Origin of the sequence: Frigidibacter sp. MR17.24 (genome assembly GCF_037095655.1) — a bacterium.
In the GTDB taxonomy this organism is placed as follows: Bacteria; Pseudomonadota; Alphaproteobacteria; order Rhodobacterales; family Rhodobacteraceae; genus Frigidibacter.
On the sequence record NZ_JBAWKE010000001.1, the window covers coordinates 920,948 to 937,479 of the forward strand.

13 protein-coding genes and 1 pseudogene are annotated in these 16,532 nt (G+C 71.1%); 4 read left to right on the forward strand and 10 right to left on the reverse strand.

All coding sequences use genetic code 11. The features are described from left to right. Window positions 1-125 precede the first annotated feature (125 nt). The 8 genes from scpB to dksA all read right to left on the reverse strand — a co-directional run bounded on the left by scpB (window position 126) and on the right by dksA (window position 8,341). Window positions 126-728: an SMC-Scp complex subunit ScpB gene (gene scpB / locus V8J39_RS04265; RefSeq protein ID WP_336460197.1), complete on the reverse strand. Its 603-nt coding sequence runs from the start codon at window positions 726-728 to the stop codon at window positions 126-128. A gap of 47 nt (window positions 729-775) precedes the next feature. Beyond that, the gene (locus tag V8J39_RS04270) at window positions 776-1,591 is read right to left on the reverse strand and encodes a segregation and condensation protein A (RefSeq protein WP_336459612.1); all 816 of its coding nucleotides are present in this window, start codon (window positions 1,589-1,591) and stop codon (window positions 776-778) included. 12 nt (window positions 1,592-1,603) lie between these two features. Next, the gene (locus tag V8J39_RS04275; RefSeq protein WP_336459613.1) at window positions 1,604-2,608 is read right to left on the reverse strand and encodes a glycoside hydrolase family 3 N-terminal domain-containing protein; all 1,005 of its coding nucleotides are present in this window, start codon (window positions 2,606-2,608) and stop codon (window positions 1,604-1,606) included. Between the two features lie 5 nt (window positions 2,609-2,613). Beyond that, on the reverse strand, window positions 2,614-3,789 hold the full coding sequence (locus tag V8J39_RS04280; protein ID WP_336459614.1) for an SPOR domain-containing protein: 1,176 nt from the start codon (window positions 3,787-3,789) through the stop codon (window positions 2,614-2,616). A gap of 123 nt (window positions 3,790-3,912) precedes the next feature. Next, complete coding sequence (gene argS, locus V8J39_RS04285; RefSeq protein WP_336459615.1) at window positions 3,913-5,655, reverse strand: arginine--tRNA ligase; 1,743 nt, start codon at window positions 5,653-5,655, stop codon at window positions 3,913-3,915. Between the two features lie 48 nt (window positions 5,656-5,703). Then, complete coding sequence (locus V8J39_RS04290; protein ID WP_336459616.1) at window positions 5,704-6,369, reverse strand: VPLPA-CTERM sorting domain-containing protein; 666 nt, start codon at window positions 6,367-6,369, stop codon at window positions 5,704-5,706. A gap of 148 nt (window positions 6,370-6,517) precedes the next feature. Next, window positions 6,518-7,759 (reverse strand): FAD-dependent monooxygenase, encoded by a 1,242-nt coding sequence (locus tag V8J39_RS04295; RefSeq protein ID WP_336460198.1) that lies wholly within the window; start codon window positions 7,757-7,759, stop codon window positions 6,518-6,520. A gap of 159 nt (window positions 7,760-7,918) precedes the next feature. Further along, on the reverse strand, window positions 7,919-8,341 hold the full coding sequence (gene dksA, locus V8J39_RS04300) for an RNA polymerase-binding protein DksA (RefSeq protein WP_336459617.1): 423 nt from the start codon (window positions 8,339-8,341) through the stop codon (window positions 7,919-7,921). Between the two features lie 180 nt (window positions 8,342-8,521). Between dksA and V8J39_RS04305 the strand changes: the two genes are divergently transcribed. Then, window positions 8,522-9,364: an AAA family ATPase gene (locus V8J39_RS04305; protein WP_336459618.1), complete on the forward strand. Its 843-nt coding sequence runs from the start codon at window positions 8,522-8,524 to the stop codon at window positions 9,362-9,364. A gap of 136 nt (window positions 9,365-9,500) precedes the next feature. Here V8J39_RS04305 and lipA read toward each other — a convergent pair. Continuing rightward, a pseudogene (gene lipA, locus V8J39_RS04310) lies at window positions 9,501-10,460 on the reverse strand (lipoyl synthase); the annotation flags it as partial. A gap of 371 nt (window positions 10,461-10,831) precedes the next feature. On the opposite strand from lipA, the gene V8J39_RS04315 reads away from it, so the two are divergent. Further along, window positions 10,832-11,380 (forward strand): peroxiredoxin, encoded by a 549-nt coding sequence (locus V8J39_RS04315; protein WP_336459620.1) that lies wholly within the window; start codon window positions 10,832-10,834, stop codon window positions 11,378-11,380. Between the two features lie 420 nt (window positions 11,381-11,800). On the opposite strand, the gene V8J39_RS04320 is transcribed toward V8J39_RS04315, so the two are convergent. After that, a complete protein-coding gene (locus tag V8J39_RS04320; RefSeq protein WP_336459621.1) occupies window positions 11,801-12,802 on the reverse strand; it encodes a hydrogen peroxide-inducible genes activator in 1,002 nt (333 codons plus the stop codon). Between the two features lie 110 nt (window positions 12,803-12,912). Here V8J39_RS04320 and V8J39_RS04325 point away from each other — a divergent pair, with 110 nt between their 5' ends. Together V8J39_RS04325 and V8J39_RS04330 are read left to right on the forward strand one after the other, a co-directional pair. Further along, the gene (locus V8J39_RS04325; protein WP_336459622.1) at window positions 12,913-14,433 is read left to right on the forward strand and encodes a catalase; all 1,521 of its coding nucleotides are present in this window, start codon (window positions 12,913-12,915) and stop codon (window positions 14,431-14,433) included. Between the two features lie 703 nt (window positions 14,434-15,136). Next, window positions 15,137-16,531, forward strand: coding sequence for a M20/M25/M40 family metallo-hydrolase (locus V8J39_RS04330; protein WP_336459623.1), 1,395 nt, complete (start codon window positions 15,137-15,139; stop codon window positions 16,529-16,531). Window position 16,532 lies beyond the last annotated feature (1 nt).

The following is a 16,532-nucleotide window of genomic DNA, read 5'->3' on the forward strand; positions in this document are numbered from 1 at the left end:
TCCGCCTCCTGCCGCCAGAATCAGAACATGGCGCCTGATGCGCCCCCTGCCAAGGGCCGACCGCGCGGGGCGACGCGCCCGGGCGCAGGGGGTCCGGGGGAGGCGCGCCTCCCCCGGCGCCTGTTTCAGTCTTCGAACAGTTCCGACTGGCCGGTCTGGTCCTCGGCCTCGGGCTCGTCGGGATCGGGCAGGTCCAGCCCCGGCATCGGCCGGCTGTCCAGAAGCCCCGCCGCGCGCAGCTCCTTGACGCCGGGCAGGTCGCGGGCGCTTTCCAGCCCGAAATGGTCAAGGAAGCTTTCGGTCACCACGAAGGTCACCGGCCGTCCCGGCGTCATCCGGCGGCGCCCGAAGCGGATCCATTCCATCTCCAGCAGCTGGTCGACCGTGCCGCGGCTGACGGCGACGCCGCGGATCTCCTCGATCTCGGCGCGGGTGACGGGCTGGTGATAGGCGATGATCGCCAGCGTCTCGATCGCGGCGCGCGACAGCTTGCGGGTCTCGGTCACCTCGCGCACCATCAGGTGGCCGAGGTCGGGCGCGGTGCGGAAGGCATAGCCGTCGCCGACCTTGACCACGTGCACCCCGCGCCCGGCATAGCGGTGCATCAGGTGCACCACCGCCTCGTGCGGATCGCAGCCGTGCGGCAGCCGGCGCGCCAGCTCTGCCACCGTCACCGGCTCCTGGCTCGCGAACAGGACGGCCTCGACCATCCGCTCCTGCTCGCCCATCGGCGGCGCGGCGAAGAGCGAGCGTTCGGAGATGTCGGTCTGATCGGTCACGGGTCTTTTCGGCGCAAGGAGATCGGGGCGAAGGTCTCGGACTGTCTTATCTCGACCAGCCCCCGCTTGGCCAGTTCCAGCGAGGCCGCGAAGGTGGCCGCGGTGGCCGAGCGGCGGCGGCGCGGATCGGCGGTCCAGCCGTCGGGCAGGTAGCTGACGAGATCGGTCCAGTCGCCGGCAAAGCCGATCAGCCCGCGCATCCGCTCGAGCGCGTCATCCATCGTGTAAAGGTCGCGGCGGTCGAAGGCATAGGGGCGGAACTCGTCGCGGGTGCGGATGCGGGCATAGGCCTGCATCACGTCGAGAAGCGAGGCCGTGAACCGGGTGCGCCGGGTGATCCCCTGCACCTCGGGCGCGCCACGCTCGAAGAAGTCGCGCCCCTTCTGGTCGCGCGCCATCAGCCGCGCGGCCGCGTCGCGCATCGCCGACAGCCGCTCCAGCTGCCAGGCGAGGTGGCCGGCGAGATCCTCGGCCGAGGGGCCCTCGTCCGCGGGATCGGGCGGCAGCAGCAGGCGCGATTTCAGGAAGGCGAGCCAGGCGGCCATCACCAGGTAGTCGGCCGCCAGTTCGATCCTGAGCGCCTTGGCGCGGTCGACGAAGCGCAGGTACTGCTCGGCCAGTTCCAGCACCGAGATCTTCATCAGGTCGACCTTCTGGCTGCGCCCCAGCGCCAGCAGCAGGTCGAGCGGCCCCTCGTAGCCCTCGACCTCGACGATCAGCGCCTCGGCGGCGACGCGCTCGGCCACGCTGCCGCCCAGCACCGCGGCCAGGTCGGCCACCTGCGGCGGCGGCGTCGCGTCGTTCTCGGCCATCACGCCCCCGGCTCAGCCCTGAAGAAGGGCCGAGAATTCGCGGTCGAGCGCCTCGATGTCAATGGGCTCGGGCGTGCGGCGGGCCGCCAGCGCGCGGGCCGCCCGGCCCGAGGCCGCGCCCGACAGCCGTCCGGCATGGGCGACGACGGGCTCCATCTCCTCGGGCTTGCCGTTGCCGTGCAGGACGATGTCGCAGCCCGCGGCGCGCGCGGTGGCGGCGCGGGTGGCGAAATCGCCGGCCAGCGCCTCCATCGACAGATCGTCGGTCATCAGCAGCCCCTCGCAGCCGATCTCGTCGCGGATCACCCGGATCATCTCGGGGCTGGCGGTCGCGGGGCGCGCGGGGTCGATCGCCTCGAAGACGATGTGGGCGGTCATCGCCATCGGCAGGTCGGCGATGGCGCGGACCGCGGCGAAGTCGGTCGCCGACAGTTCGGCATGGCTGGCCGTCACCCGCGGCAACGACAGGTGGCTGTCGACGGTGGCGCGGCCGTGGCCCGGCAGGTGTTTCGACACCGGCAGCACGCCCCCCGCCAGCATCGCATCGGCAGCGGCGCGGGCTGCGCGGGCGACGGTGGCCGCATCCTGCCCGAAGCAGCGGTTGCGCAGGAACGGATGGGTGTCGGGCCCGGCGACATCGGCGCAGGGCGCGCAGTTCGCGTCGATCCCAACGGCGCGCAGCTCGTCCGCGATCAGGCGATAGCGCAGCCAGACCGCGCGGTCCGAGTCCCCGGTGGCCGCCATCTGGTCGAGCGGCGGCAGGAACTCGCGCCAGTGCGGGGCGCGCAGGCGCTGCACGCGCCCGCCCTCCTGGTCGACCAGCACCGGGGCGTCGCGGCCGACGGTGTCGCGCAGGCTGGCGGTCAGGCGGCGCAGCTGGTCGGGCGTCTCGACGTTGCGGGCGAAGAGGATGAAGCCGAAGGGATCGGCCTCGCGGAAGAAGGCGGCCTCGGACGGGGTGATCTCGGGGCCGAGGCAGCCCAGGATCGTCGCGCCGCAGGTGATCGGGTCGGTCATGGCGGTCAGCGCAGCGTCACGGGCACGCATTGCAGGTCGGTCGAGAGCGCGGCGCAGAAGCCGCGCGCCTCGGCATCCGTGTCGAAGCCCACGGCCCGCAGCCGGTAGAAGCTGCGCCCGGCGCTTTCGGCGGCCTGGATCACCTGACCCTTGCCGGTGAACAGCGCGCCGTATTCCACCGCAAGCCGGTCCCAGGCGGCGCGGGCGGCCTCGGCGGTCTCGTAGGCGCCCAGCTGCGCGAGCCGGGTGCCCGTGCCGAGCGAGGCCGGGTCGACCGAGCGCACCGGCGGCGGCGCGGCGGGCGCGGCCACGCGCAGCGAGCCGGGCTTGGCATGCGGGCGCAGCGAGCGCGACACGCCGGGCACCGAGGCCGGGATCGTCTCGATCGCCATCGCGAGCGCGCCCTCGATGCCGTTCACGGTCGGCGCCGCGAGGATCGGTTCGGCAGCCTCTTCGGGCAGCGGCTCCTGCATCGCGCGGCTGCGCAGCGCGACCTGGTCGATCTGGGCGACGGTGCCGCGGGCGGTGATCGGGCCCTCGTCCTGGCCGCGCATCTCGCCCATGGCCAGATCGTCGTCGCCAAGCGCCTCGGGCTGCGGCGCAAGGCGCAGTTCCTCGGCCGCGGGGGCGGCCTCGCCGCTGGCGGCGACCTCGTTGACCGACAGGCCGGTGTGTTCGGCAAGCTGGCCGCCCGGATCGGCGGGCGCCATGCGCGAGGGCCCTTCGAGCGCGCGGATCACCGGCACGCCGGCCACGTCGCGCACCGCGAGCTTGTAGCCCCAGACCCCCAGCCCGAGGATCAGCGCCAGCGAGGTCAGCGCCCCGGCGCCGTTGATGAGCTTCTGCGCTTTCTGGGCATAGACCGCCTGGGCGGCCGGCGCCTGCCAGGTCTCGGCCTCGTAGCCCTGCCAGGTCTCGGGCTCGGTCTCGGGCGCGGCGGCCTGATCGTAGCGGTAGCCATAGCCATGGGCGGGCTGGCGGTCGTGCGGGTGACCCTCGTCATGGCCGTAGCCGTAGCCATCGTCATGGGCGTCGGACGCGGCATATCCCCCGGCCTGGCGGCTCTCGGCGATCCAGCGGTTGCCGGCGGCATCGAGCCGCCCGTGCGCCGCCGAACGCGTATCGGCCCCGCGCCGGATCCGGCTGGTGCCCTGACCGAAGGTCCTCGTCTCTGCCGCCATCTGTCCTGCCGCCTCGCCCGTGCGGACGGTTTCCGGGCACGGATGCCGGACCGTCTCTCTGCCTGCCTCGTTCGGTCCCCGCGCCCGTCTTTCGGGGCGCTGGGGATTCGCCTGCGGGGACGCTTAGCGCATCTCTTCCGCCGGAGTGACGCCGAGGATACCAAGACCGGCGGAAATCACAACCGCCGCGGCCCGCGCCTGGGCGATTTTCGCCTGCGACACGGCCGCATCCTCCTGCACGAAGCGCAGGGCGGTCTCGTCATTGCCGCGGTTCCACAGCGAGTGCAGGTCCGACGCCAGTTCATAGAGGTAGAAGGCGATCCGGTGCGGCTCGTTCGACCGCGCGGCGATCTCGACCAGGCGCGGCCATTCGGCGATCTTGCGCGCCAGCTCCAGCTCGGCCGGGTGGTCGTTGCCCTCGATCGCGGCTGCGGCAAGCGTCGCGTCGGCGACGTCGATGCCCTGCTCGGCCGCCTTGCGCAGGACCGATGCCACGCGGGCATGGGCGTACTGCACGTAGAAGACCGGGTTGTCCTTGGACTGTTCCAGCACCTTGTCGAAATCGAAATCCAGTGCCGCGTCGTTCTTGCGCGTCAGCATCACGAAGCGGGTCACGTCGGCGCCCGCCTGCTCGACCACGTCGCGCAGGGTGACGAAGGTGCCGGCGCGCTTCGACATCTTGAAGGGCTCGCCGTTCTTGTAAAGCTTCACCAGCTGGATCAGCTTGATGTCGAGCGGCACCGTGTTTTCCGACAGCGCCGCGACCGCCGCCTTCATCCGCTTGACATAGCCGCCGTGGTCGGCGCCGAAGACGTCGATCAGCTGGGCAAAGCCGCGGGTCACCTTGTCGTAGTGATAGGCGATGTCGGGCGCGAAATAGGTCCAGGCCCCGTCCGACTTCATCACCGGGCGGTCGACGTCGTCGCCATAGGCGGTCGAGCGGAACAGGGTCTGCTCCCGCTCCTCCCAGTCCTCGGGCAGCTTGCCCTTCGGCGGCTCCAGCACGCCCTCGTAGATCAGGCCCTTGGCGCGCAGCGCCTCCAGCGCGGCCTCGATCTTGCCGGTGCCATAGAGCGCCTTCTCGGACGAATAGACATCCATCTTCACGCCCAGAAGCGCCAGATCCTCGCGGATCATCGCCATCATCTCGGCGGTGGCGAAGGCGCGGATCTCGGCCAGCCAGTCGGCCTCGGGCTTGCCCAGCAGGCTGTCGCCGTACTTGGCCTTCAGCGCCTCGCCGACCGGGATCAGGTAGTCCCCGGGATAGAGCCCCTCGCGGATCTCGGGCTCGAGCCCGTTGGCCTCGCGGTAGCGCTCGTAGGCCGAGCGCGCCAGCACGTCGACCTGCGCGCCGCCGTCGTTGATGTAGTATTCCCGGGTGACGTCATAGCCCGCGAAGTCCAGAAGCCCCGCCAGCGCATCGCCGAAGACCGCGCCGCGGGTATGGCCCACGTGCATCGGCCCGGTCGGGTTGGCCGAGACGAATTCGACGTTGACCTTCGCGCGCCCGCCCATGTCCGAGCGGCCGAAATCGGCGCGCTGGGCCAGGGCCGCGCGGATCACGCCGGCCCAGACGCCGGGCGCGAGACGCAGGTTGAGAAAGCCCGGGCCGGCCACTTCGGCCAGCGCGATGCGGGCATCGGTGCCAAGGTGGGCGGCCAGCGCCTCCGCGATCGCCCGCGGCGGCTTGCCCGCGGGCTTGGCCAGCACCATCGCGGCATTGGTGGCCATGTCGCCATGCGCCGGATCGCGCGGCGGCTCGACCGCGACGTTGGACATGTCGAGCCCGGCGGGCAGGTCGCCCGCGGCCACCATCGCCTCGAGCGAGGCGATCACGGCGCCGCGGATATCGGAAAACAGGTTCATTTCGGTCCCCTTGCTGGCCCCGGGGGATGCCAGAGCGGGGCAGCGACGTCAATGCATGCGCGCGCGCCTGCGGCGCAGCGCGGCCAGCGCCGCCAGCCCCGCGCCCAGCAGCGGCAGCCCCGCGGGCAGGGGCACCGGCGCGGTCGGGGGTGCGGGGGGCGCGGCGGCCAGCGTCTGGCCGAAGATCACGTTGTCGAGCGAAAATCGCTCTTTGTAGGCGCCGGGCCAGCCGCCCTCGGCGAAGATCAGCGAGGTGAAGGGCGTCGATGAATAGAAACCGATGTAGCTGAGCGAGGTCCGGGGGGGGAGATAGCCGATCAGCTGGGTGCTGCCATCGGCCAGGCCCAGCGTCAGCGACAGCCCGCTGCCGATGCCGCCGGGGCCCTGAAGATCCCAAAGCGCGTGGAAGGCGGTGACCGGCGTGGCGAAGCTGAGAACGCCGGGCGACAGGACGCGCGTGTCGGTCGGGCTGTCGGGGATCGTGTCGACGCTGAATTCCAGCCGCGGGATGGCCGGCCCGGTCATGGCCGTCGTCCAGGACAGGCCCGGGACATAGCTCGCATCCGCGAAATCCTCGAGCGCATAGCTCGACAGGCCGGCGATGAAGTCGTCGTACTGGCCGGCGGCGAAGTAGGTGATGGAGGCCGCCGGGGCGGCGGAGGACAGGCACGCGAAGAAACTTGCGCCGACGAGAAGGCGCGCGATGGCGGGCATGAGTTCACCTGTGAAATGACCCGGGCCGGGGGCCGGGGGAGGTCTGGGTGGAAATGAGGGAAAAACGCACGGCGCGGAAAGGCTTTCGGCGGAATTGGCCATATCGCGCGCCCGGACGCAAGCGCCGTATGCGCGGGCCTTTATGGGATCAGCCCGGCGCGCCCGCGGTCACGTCGTGGCCGTAGATCCAGTCGAACCGCCCGAGCAGCCGGCCCGGCGCCACCCGCCCGGCAAGGCCCAGCCCCAGATGCGCCACGGCCCGTGCCGGCCCGGTCAGGTGATAGGCGCGGGCATTGCGCGACGCGGCCTCGACGATGCGGGCGCAGCGCGGCGCGCGCGCGCGCTGCCAGCGCGCGAGCGCCGCCTCCAGATCGCCATGCGCGCCCCCGGCTGTCCCCCCGGCCAGCCCCTCTGCCAGCGCCGCGGCCAGCGTCCAGGCATCCTCGAGCCCCATCGAGGCACCCTGCGCCAGGAACGGCAGCGTCGGATGCGCGGCATCGCCCAGGATCGCCACCGCCCAGGGGCCGGCGCCGCCCTGCCCCGCCCGCTGCCAGACCGGCGCGACCGGGTGGCGGAACAGGCCCCAGAGATTGACGCTCCCGACCTGGTCGAGCCAGCCGCGCACGCGGGGCGAAAAGCCCGCGAAGGCCGCGCGCAGCACCGCCGGGTCGTCGGCCAGGGTCCAGCTTTCCTCGACCCAGGCGCGGCGTTCCTGCACGGCGACGATGTTGCGCAGGGTGCCGCCGCGCAGCGGGTAGCTGACCAGATGGCAGCCCGGCCCCATGTGCACCTCGGCCACCGGCCGGGCGCCGGGCTCGGCCGGGATCAGCGCGCGCCAGGCGCAATGATGGGTGAAGAACGGCGCCACGGCACCGTTCAGCGTCGCGCGGGTGCGCGAATGCAGCCCGTCGGCGCCGATCAGCAGCGGGCAGGCCAGCCGCGCGCCCTGCGCCGTCACCACCTCGGGGCCGTCCTCGCCCAGCCGGACCTCGTCGGCCTTCTGCAGGAAGCGCATCTGCACGCCCGCGTCGCGCGCGCCCTCGGCCAGCATCGCGATCAGGTCGGCCCGATGCACGAAGCGATAGGCCTCGGTCGGGCGCAACCCCGACAGCGCCATCCGCACCACCCGCCGGCCGCGCGGCCCGTCGTGCAGCTCGACCGCCTCGGCGCGCATCGCCATGGCCTCGAGCGGCGCCGACAGCCCCAGCGCGCCCAGCACCACCGCCCCGTTCGGGCTGACCTGGATGCCGGCGCCGACCTCGCCGATCTCGGAGGCCTGCTCCAGCACCGTGACCTCGGCCCCGCGCAGCGCCAGCGCCCGCGCGACGGCAAGCCCCGCGATGCCCGCGCCCAGCACCGTCACGGCGCGCCCGTCCAGATCACGGCCCATCTCGTCCATCCCCGTCTCCGCCCGCGATCCGGGCGCCCAAGACGACAGCACCGGGACCAGCGGCCCCGGTGCTGTTGATTTCACCTCACGGTCCACCCGCGCGCGGGCCGGCCGCCCCGACCAGTGGCCCCGATCGGTCGCACGGACCCGTCGGCCGGGTCAGTCGTCGCGATGCACCCGCTCGCGCCGCTCGTGCTTTTCCTGCGCCTCGAGCGTCATCGTCGCGATCGGCCGGGCATCGAGCCGCTTGAGGCTGATCGGCTCGCCGGTCATCTCGCAATAGCCGTATTCGCCGTTCTCGATCCGCCGCAGCGCGGCATCGATCTTGGACACCAGCTTGCGCTGCCGGTCGCGGGTGCGCAGCTCCAGCGCCCGGTCGGTCTCTTCGCTGGCGCGGTCGGCGATGTCGGGAACGTTGCGGGCCGAGTCCTTCATGCCCTCAAGCGTCTCCGCCGATTGGTCGAGGAGTTCCTGCTTCCAGATCAGGAGCTTGCGCCGGAAATATTCCAGCTGCCGTTCGTTCATGAACGGCTCGTCCTCGGCTGGGCGGTAGTCCTCGGGAAGAAAGACCTCTGCTTTCATCTCACCTTCCTCCTTACCGTCGGAACCGCTTGGGGGATCATACTGTGACATGCGGCTCTCCTTGGGCGGTTCCATATCGGATGCGCGCAGCCTTGTCACCTGTCTTGCCTCGCTCTTGCGGCAATTCGGGCGCAAGACTAGGCTTCGCTGCAACTGCAGGCGGCACGGCACGAAAAGCTCATGAAATTCACCGGAACCGAACGCTACATCGCCTCCGACGACCTCGCCGTGGCGGTGAACGCCGCGGTGGTGCTGGAACGCCCGCTGCTGGTGAAGGGCGAGCCCGGCACCGGCAAGACCGAACTCGCCCGCCAGGTCGCCGCGGGCCTCGGCCTGCCGATGATCGAATGGCACGTGAAATCCACCACGCGCGCGCAGCAGGGGCTTTACGAATACGATGCCGTCAGCCGGCTGCGCGACAGCCAGCTTGGCGATGCGCGGGTGCACGACGTCGGCAACTACATCCGCCGCGGCAAGCTGTGGGAGGCGTTTGCCGCGCCGGGCAAGGTGGTGCTGCTGATCGACGAGATCGACAAGGCCGACATCGAGTTCCCGAACGACCTGCTGCAGGAACTCGACCGGATGGAGTTCCACGTCTACGAGACCGGCGAGACCGTGCGCGCGGTCAACCGCCCGGTGGTGATCATCACCTCGAACAACGAGAAGGAGCTGCCCGACGCCTTCCTGCGGCGCTGCTTCTTCCACTACATCCGCTTCCCCGAGCCCGAGGTGCTGGCCGCGATCGTGCGCGTGCACTTCCCCGACATCAAGGAGCGGCTGCTGACCGAGGCGCTGACCCGCTTCTACGTGCTGCGCGACCAGCCGGGCCTGAAGAAGAAGCCATCCACCTCCGAAGTGCTCGACTGGCTGAAGCTGATCCTAGCCGAGGACCTTTCGCCCGAGGACCTGCGCAGCGACGACCGGAGCCTGCTGCCGAAACTGCACGGCGCGCTCCTGAAGACCGAACAGGACGTGGCGCTGTTCGAGCGCCTCGCCTTCCTCGACCGCCAGCGCGGCCGTTGATTGAGGGAGCCTCCGGCGGGGATATTTTCAGCAAAGTCGAAAGCGCATTTCGACTTTGTCCAAGTATCCCGGGGGGCCGCGCGTCAGCGCGGTGGGGGCAGCGCCCCCTCCGCCGTCATGACCGGGCGCGGCGCGATCAGGCGCGGCCGAGCCGGGCCAGGCGCGCGTCGCGCAGGCGGGCGAAGTCGTCGCCGGCATGATAGGACGAGCGGGTGAGCGGCGTTGCCGACACCATCAGGAAGCCCTTGCCATAGGCCGCCTTCTCGTAGGAGGCGAATTCGTCGGGCGTCACGAAGCGGTCGACGTGGTGGTGCTTCGGCGTCGGCTGCAGGTACTGGCCGATCGTCAGGAAGTCGATGTCGGCCGAGCGCATGTCGTCCATCACCTGGCGCACCTGCACCGCGGTCTCGCCGAGGCCGACCATCAGGCCGGACTTGGTGAACATCGCCGGGTCGAGTTCCTTCACGCGCTGCAGCAGGCGCAGCGAGTGGAAGTAGCGCGCGCCGGGGCGGACCTCGGAGTAGAGGCCGGGCACGGTCTCGAGGTTGTGGTTGAAGACGTCGGGGCGCGCCTCGACGACCTTCTCCAGCGCCGCGGGGGCGCATTTCAGGAAGTCGGGGGTCAGGATCTCGATCGTGGTGTCGGGCGAGCGGTGGCGCACGGCGCGGATCGTCTGGGCGAAGTGCTCGGCGCCGCCGTCATCGACATCGTCGCGGTCGACCGAGGTGATGACGACGTGCTTGAGGCCGAGGGTCTGCACCGCGTGGGCGACGCGGCCGGGCTCGAAGGCGTCGAGCGCCTGCGGCTTGCCGGTGGCGACGTTGCAGAAGGTGCAGCCGCGGGTGCAGATCTCGCCCATGATCATCATGGTGGCGTGGCCCTGCGACCAGCATTCGCCGACGTTGGGGCAGCCCGCCTCCTCGCAGACCGTGACCAGCCGGTTCTCCTTCATGATCCGGCGCGTCTCGTGATAGCCGGCCGAGGTCGGCGCCTTGACGCGGATCCACGACGGTTTCTTCGGCTGCTCCTGGTCCGGGCGGTGGGCCTTTTCCGGGTGGCGTTCGGACGGAATCTTGAGGTCGCGCAAGGTTGGACCCTCCTCTCGGCTATGCTGCCGGAGATAGGCGTTTTGTCGCGGCTTGGCAACGCTTGCCCCCATCCGGGGGGCCGGGCGCGGGACAAGGCACCGTTGCGCTGTGCGCAGGGCGCGTCAACCAAGGGCGCAGGCGGGGGCGCAGGCGGGGATGCGCCGGGCTGGCTGCCAAGAAGATGGGCAGGTCGGTCAGCGGCTGGGCGGCGCCCGGGCCCGGCGCGCGAAATTCCCGATCACTGCGGTCAACTTCGCTGCAGTCCCATTGCGGCACTGCGGCGATGAGTTTAGAACGACTCCAAGAGGGGGGAGTCGGGCGCGCGCCTGTGGTCGCGCGGCCGGAAGTCCAGATCGCACAACCGGCCAAGGAGTCCATCATGCAACCCGGTGCCAAGCTTCCCAACGTCACCTTCCGCACCCGCGTCCGCGACGAGGCCGTCGGCGGCCCGAACCCGTTCCGCTGGCAGGACATGACCACCGCCGACTATTTCGCCGGCAAGCGCGTCGTGCTGTTCTCGCTGCCGGGCGCCTTCACGCCCACCTGCTCGACCTATCAGCTGCCGGGCTTCGAGAAGGGCTTTGGCGACTTCAAGGGCTATGGCATCGACGAGATCTACTGCATGTCGGTCAACGACTCGTTCGTGATGAACCAGTGGGCCAAGGCGCAGAACCTCGAGAACGTGAAGGTGATCCCGGACGGCTCGGGCGAGTTCACCCGCCGCGTCGGCATGCTGGTGCGCAAGGACAACCTCGGGTTCGGCCTGCGCTCGTGGCGCTATGCCGCGATCGTCAACGACGGCGTGATCGAGGCCTGGTTCGAAGAGCCCGGCCTGTGCGACAACCACGGCGAGGACCCCTATGGCATCTCGAGCCCCGAGAACGTGATGGCCTGGCTTGCCGAGGATGCGAAGGCCAAGGCGGCCTGATCGCGCGGCTCCACCGGAGCCGGTCGACTGCAAGACGCCGGCGGCCCCGCGGTCGCCGGCGTTTTTCATGGCTGGGGCCGCCGAAGGGGCAGCCGCCCGCGGCAGGATCCCTGTCCGCCCGCCCGGCGACCGCCGGTGACGGGGTCGCAGCGCGGGCTGGTGCGGCCTGCCCGAAGCGGCATCGCCCGGTTGCGTCAGGCCCAGTCGCGTCAGGCCCGGTTGCGTCAGGGCCGTCCTGCCGGCGCGGGGATGACCGGGGCGGCCGGCGCATCGCGGCCCGGCGGGCGACGGCGCCCGACGCGCCACCGACATGGCGCGGCGTGGGGGGATGATCCGGGGCCGAGATCGGGGGCCGAGATCAGGGAGCGGGGCGCGCTGCGGGCGAGAGGCCTCGCCGCCTCGGGCCGCCAAGACAGGCCGTCAGCGACTGGCCGACGGCGGCTGGCCCGGGGGCGCCTGCCCCGTAACTGGCTGACCCGTGACTGGATGGCCCGTGACGGGATGACCCATGAGCGGCTGGCCCGTCAGCGACCGGCCCTTGCCCCCGAGCAGCGCCGCCAGCGCCGTGACCCAGGGCTCGTCGGCCACGCCCGCGCGCACGACCAGCCGCACCAGCCGCTCGGGCTCGGGCGCCGCGAAGCGCGCGACCCGCATCGCCGGCTGCGCCCGCAGCTCGGCCGGGGCCGCGGTCTCGGGGACCAGCGTGAACCCCATCCCCCCCGCGACCAGCGCGCAGAGCGTGCCCAGCGACGACGCGCCAAGGTCGATCCGCGCCCGCCGCCGCCCGATCCCGCAGACCTCGAGCGCCTGGTCGGCCAGGCAATGCCCCTCGTCCAGCAGCAGCAGCTCCTCGGGATCGACCGTCACCGGGCGCAGCCGCTCGACCTGCCCCGCCAGCCGCGCCAGCTCGCCCTCGCGCCCCGCCAGCAGGAAGCGGTCGGCAAACAGCACCCGCTCGACGGCATCCGGCCCCGGCGGCGTCGCGATCACCACCGCGTCCAGCCGCCCCGCCCCCAGGTCGTCCAGCAGCACCGCCGTCTGCGCCTCGCGCAGGCGCAGCTCCTGCGCGATCCCGGGCGCCGGCAGCGCCGCCAGCACCGAGGGCATCAGATACGGCGCCAGCGTCGGGATCACCCCCAGCGTCAGCACCCCGCCAAGCGCCCCGCGCCGCGCCTCGGCCTCAAGCTCGGCGACCTCGTGCAGGATCCGCCCCGCCCGCTCCAGCACCGCCCGGCCCGCCCGCGTCAGCCGCACCGCGCGCGGCTGGCGTTCGACCAGCTCCAGCCCCAGCGCCGCCTCCAGTTCGCGGATCTGCACCGACAGCGCCGGCTGGCTGACGTTCACCCGCGCCGCCGCCCGGCCGAAATGCCCGGCCTCGGCCAGCGCCTGCAGATAGCTCAACTGTCGCAAGGTGATCTTCATAACCCTTCACTATCGCTTCGAGAAAAAAATGCAATTTCCCATTATCGTTACTTGAGATCATCCTGCCCCGCAACAGAACCACCGACAGACGCTAGGAGAGGAGAAATCCGATGGCCGAGCCAACCAAGATGACCGAACCCCACAAGGGCCCGACGCCGAAGCTGACCACCACCGGTGGCGCGCCCTGGCCCAACAACCAGGACAGCGAGACCGCGGGCGCCCGCGGCCCGGTGCTGCTGCAGGATTACGTGCTGCTCGAGAAGCTCGCGCACCAGAACCGCGAGCGGATCCCCGAGCGGGTGGTGCATGCCAAGGGCTGGGGCGCCTTCGGGACCTTCAAGGTCACCGGCGACATCAGCAAGTACACCAAGGCCAAGGTGCTGCAGCCGGGCGCGGAATGCGAGATGCTGGCGCGGTTCTCGACCGTGGCGGGCGAGGCCGGCGCGGCCGACCACGAACGCGACGTGCGCGGCTTCGCGCTGAAGTTCTACACCGAAGAGGGCAACTGGGACCTCGTGGGCAACAACACCCCGGTGTTCTTCGTCCGCGACCCGCTGAAGTTCCCCGACTTCATCCACACCCAGAAGCGCCACCCGCGCACCAACATGCGCGAGCCTTACGCGCAGTGGGATTTCTGGGGCCAGAACTACGAGGCGCTGCACCAGGTCACGATCCTGATGTCGGACCGCGGCCTGCCGCAGGACCCGACGCGGATGAACGGCTACGGCAGCCACACCTACAGCCTGTGGAACGACGCGGGCGAGCGGTTCTGGGTCAAGTTCCACTGGAAGACCCAGCAGGGCCACGCGCATTACACCAATGACGAGGCCGCCAAGATCATCGGCCAGACCCGCGAGGGCTATCAGGAGGCGCTGTTTGGCAAGATCGAGAAGGGCGAGTTCCCGCGCTGGACCCTTCAGGTGCAGATCATGCCCGAGATGGACGCCGACAAGACGCCCTACGATCCGTTCGACCTGACGAAGGTCTGGCCGCACAGCGACTACCCGCCGATCGAGGTCGGCTACATGGAGCTGAACCGCAACGCCGACAACTACTTCGCCCAGATCGAGAACGCGGCCTTCTCGCCGTCGAACAAGGTCCCGGGCATCGGCTACAGCCCCGACAAGATGCTGCAGGCGCGGGTGTTCTCCTATGCCGACGCGCATCGCTATCGCCTTGGCACGCATTACGAACAGCTGCCGGTCAACCGTCCGAAATGCCCGGTGCACCACTATCACCGCGACGGGCAGATGAACTACGACGGCTTCGTGTCGGGCAACAACGACGCCTATTACGAGCCCAACAGCTTCGGCGGCCCGCTCGAGGATCACGGCGCGCAGGAGCCGCCGCTGCGGCTCGAGGGCAATGCCGCGCGCCAGAAGCACGTGCAGCAGATCGACGACTACACCCAGGTGCGCGAGCTGCACGACAAGGTGCTGGGCGCCGAAGAGCGCACGCGGCTTTACGCCAACATGGCCGGCACCATGGTCGGCGTGCCCGAGTTCATCCTGGCGCGGGTCTTCGGCCACCTGCACAACATCTCGCCCGCCTATGCCGAGGGCGTGCGCAAGGCGCTGGCCGAGGCCACCGGCCAGCCCGCCCCGGCCCCGGAGCCCGATCTGGTCAAGTAGGGCCACCGGCCCCGTGCCACATCGACGCGCGCCCCGCCCCGGGGCGCGCGTTTTCCGTTCCGCCCCGCCCTTCCCAAAGCCCCCTTCCGGCGCAGCCCTCCCGCGAACGATCCGGGCCCCGGACCCCGGCCCACCCGGTATCGCGGCCCTGCCCCCCTTCGGTCCCCTGTCCGCAACACGGCCACCGCGAAAGGCCCGTCACGGCACTGCCACGGCCTGTAGATCGGCCTTGCGCCCCTTCTTTCCCTGTCCGCGACCGGCGACCGCGGATCGGCCGTCACGGTTGCTGCCCGCCCGGCATCACAGCCCTGCGCCCGTCCTGTCGCTGTCCGCCACGCGGCCACCGCGGATGGCGCGTCCCGGCCACTGCCTCACCCGGTGTCGCGGCCTTGCGCCCCTTCCGTCGCTGTCCACCACGGGGCCACCGTGGACAGGACATCACGGCCCCTGCCCGCCCGGCGGCGCGGGCTTGGGTGGGCCCCGCCGCCACGCCCCGGCTCACCGCGGCCCCCGGCGCCGATCTGGCCCCGTTCAAGTCGCCGTGCGGGTCCTGCGCCGTGATGCCGCGCGCCCGGCGCGGCGGTCCCGCCTCTCTGGACAGCACCGCCCCCGGTGCTAGGCTCGCCCCCCGGAACGCCGCTCCCGCCGCCCCGCCCCGGGGCCGCCCGGCGTCGACGGAACAAGACCCAAGGAGACCCGCGCAATGACGCAAGCCCCCGCTGCCAGGACGGCACTCGATTCCGTGCTCGACCGCATCGACCAGGACCTGCCGCAGGCGGTGGACCGGCTGATCGAACTGTTGCGCATCCCCTCGATCTCGACCGATCCCGCCTTCAACGCCGACTCGGCCCGCGCCGCCGACTGGCTGGGCAAGGATCTCGCCGCGATCGGCTTCGACGCCTCGGTCCGGCCGACCCCCGGCCAGCCGATGGTCATGGGTCGCCACCAGGGGCCGGGCCGGCACATCCTGTTCTACGGCCATTACGACGTGCAGCCGGTCGACCCGCTGTCGCTGTGGGACCGCGACCCCTTCGACCCCGAGCTGCAGGACACCCCCGGCGGCAAGGTGATCCGCGGCCGCGGCGCCAGCGACGACAAGGGCCAGCTGATGACCTTCATCGAGGCCTGCCGCGCCTGGAAGGCGGTGCATGGCAGCCTGCCCGGCAACCTCACGATCTTCCTCGAGGGTGAGGAGGAATCGGGCTCGCCCTCGCTGGTGCCGTTCATGCGCGAGAACGCGGACGAGCTGCGCTCGGACCTCGCGCTGATCTGCGACACCGGGCTGTTCGCCGACAAGCCCGCGATCGTGACCATGCTGCGCGGCATCACCGGGGACGAGATCACGATCACCGCGGCCTCGAAGGACCTGCATTCGGGCATGTACGGCGGGCTGGCGATGAACCCGGCGCGGGTGCTGACGAAGATCCTCGGCGCGATGTTCGACGACCAGGGCCGGATCACCATCCCCGGCTTCTACGACGACGTGGCCGAGCTGCCGGACGCGATGCGCGCGCAGTGGCAGGGCCTGGGCTTCGATCACGCGGGCTTCCTGGACGAGGTCGGCCTGTCGGTCCCGGCCGGCGAGCAGGACCGCACCCCGCTCGAGATGCTGTGGTCGCGGCCGACGGCCGAGATCAACGGCATCTGGGGCGGCTATCAGGGCGCGGGATCGAAGACGGTGATCCCGTCGCAGGCCCATGCCAAGCTGACCTTCCGCCTCGTGCCGGGGATGGATCCCGACCGGGTCCAGCGGGCGTTCCGCGACTGGGTCCGCGCCCAGATCCCCGCCGATTGCGAGGTGACGTTCAAGGGCAAGGACGGGGCGCCGGCCTCGGAGATGTCGATCGAGGACCCCGCCTTCGAGGCCGCGCGCCTCGCGCTGAGCGAGGAATGGGGCGTTCCGGCCGCCTTCGTCGGCTGCGGCGGCTCGATCCCGATCGCGGGGCATTTCAAGACCGTGCTCGGCACCGACGCGATGCTGGTGGGCTTCGGGCGCGACGACGACCAGATCCACTCGCCGAACGAGAAGTACGACCTGAAAAGCTTCCACAAGGGCATCCGCTCCTGGGCGCGGATCCTCGACCGGATCGCGGGCTGAC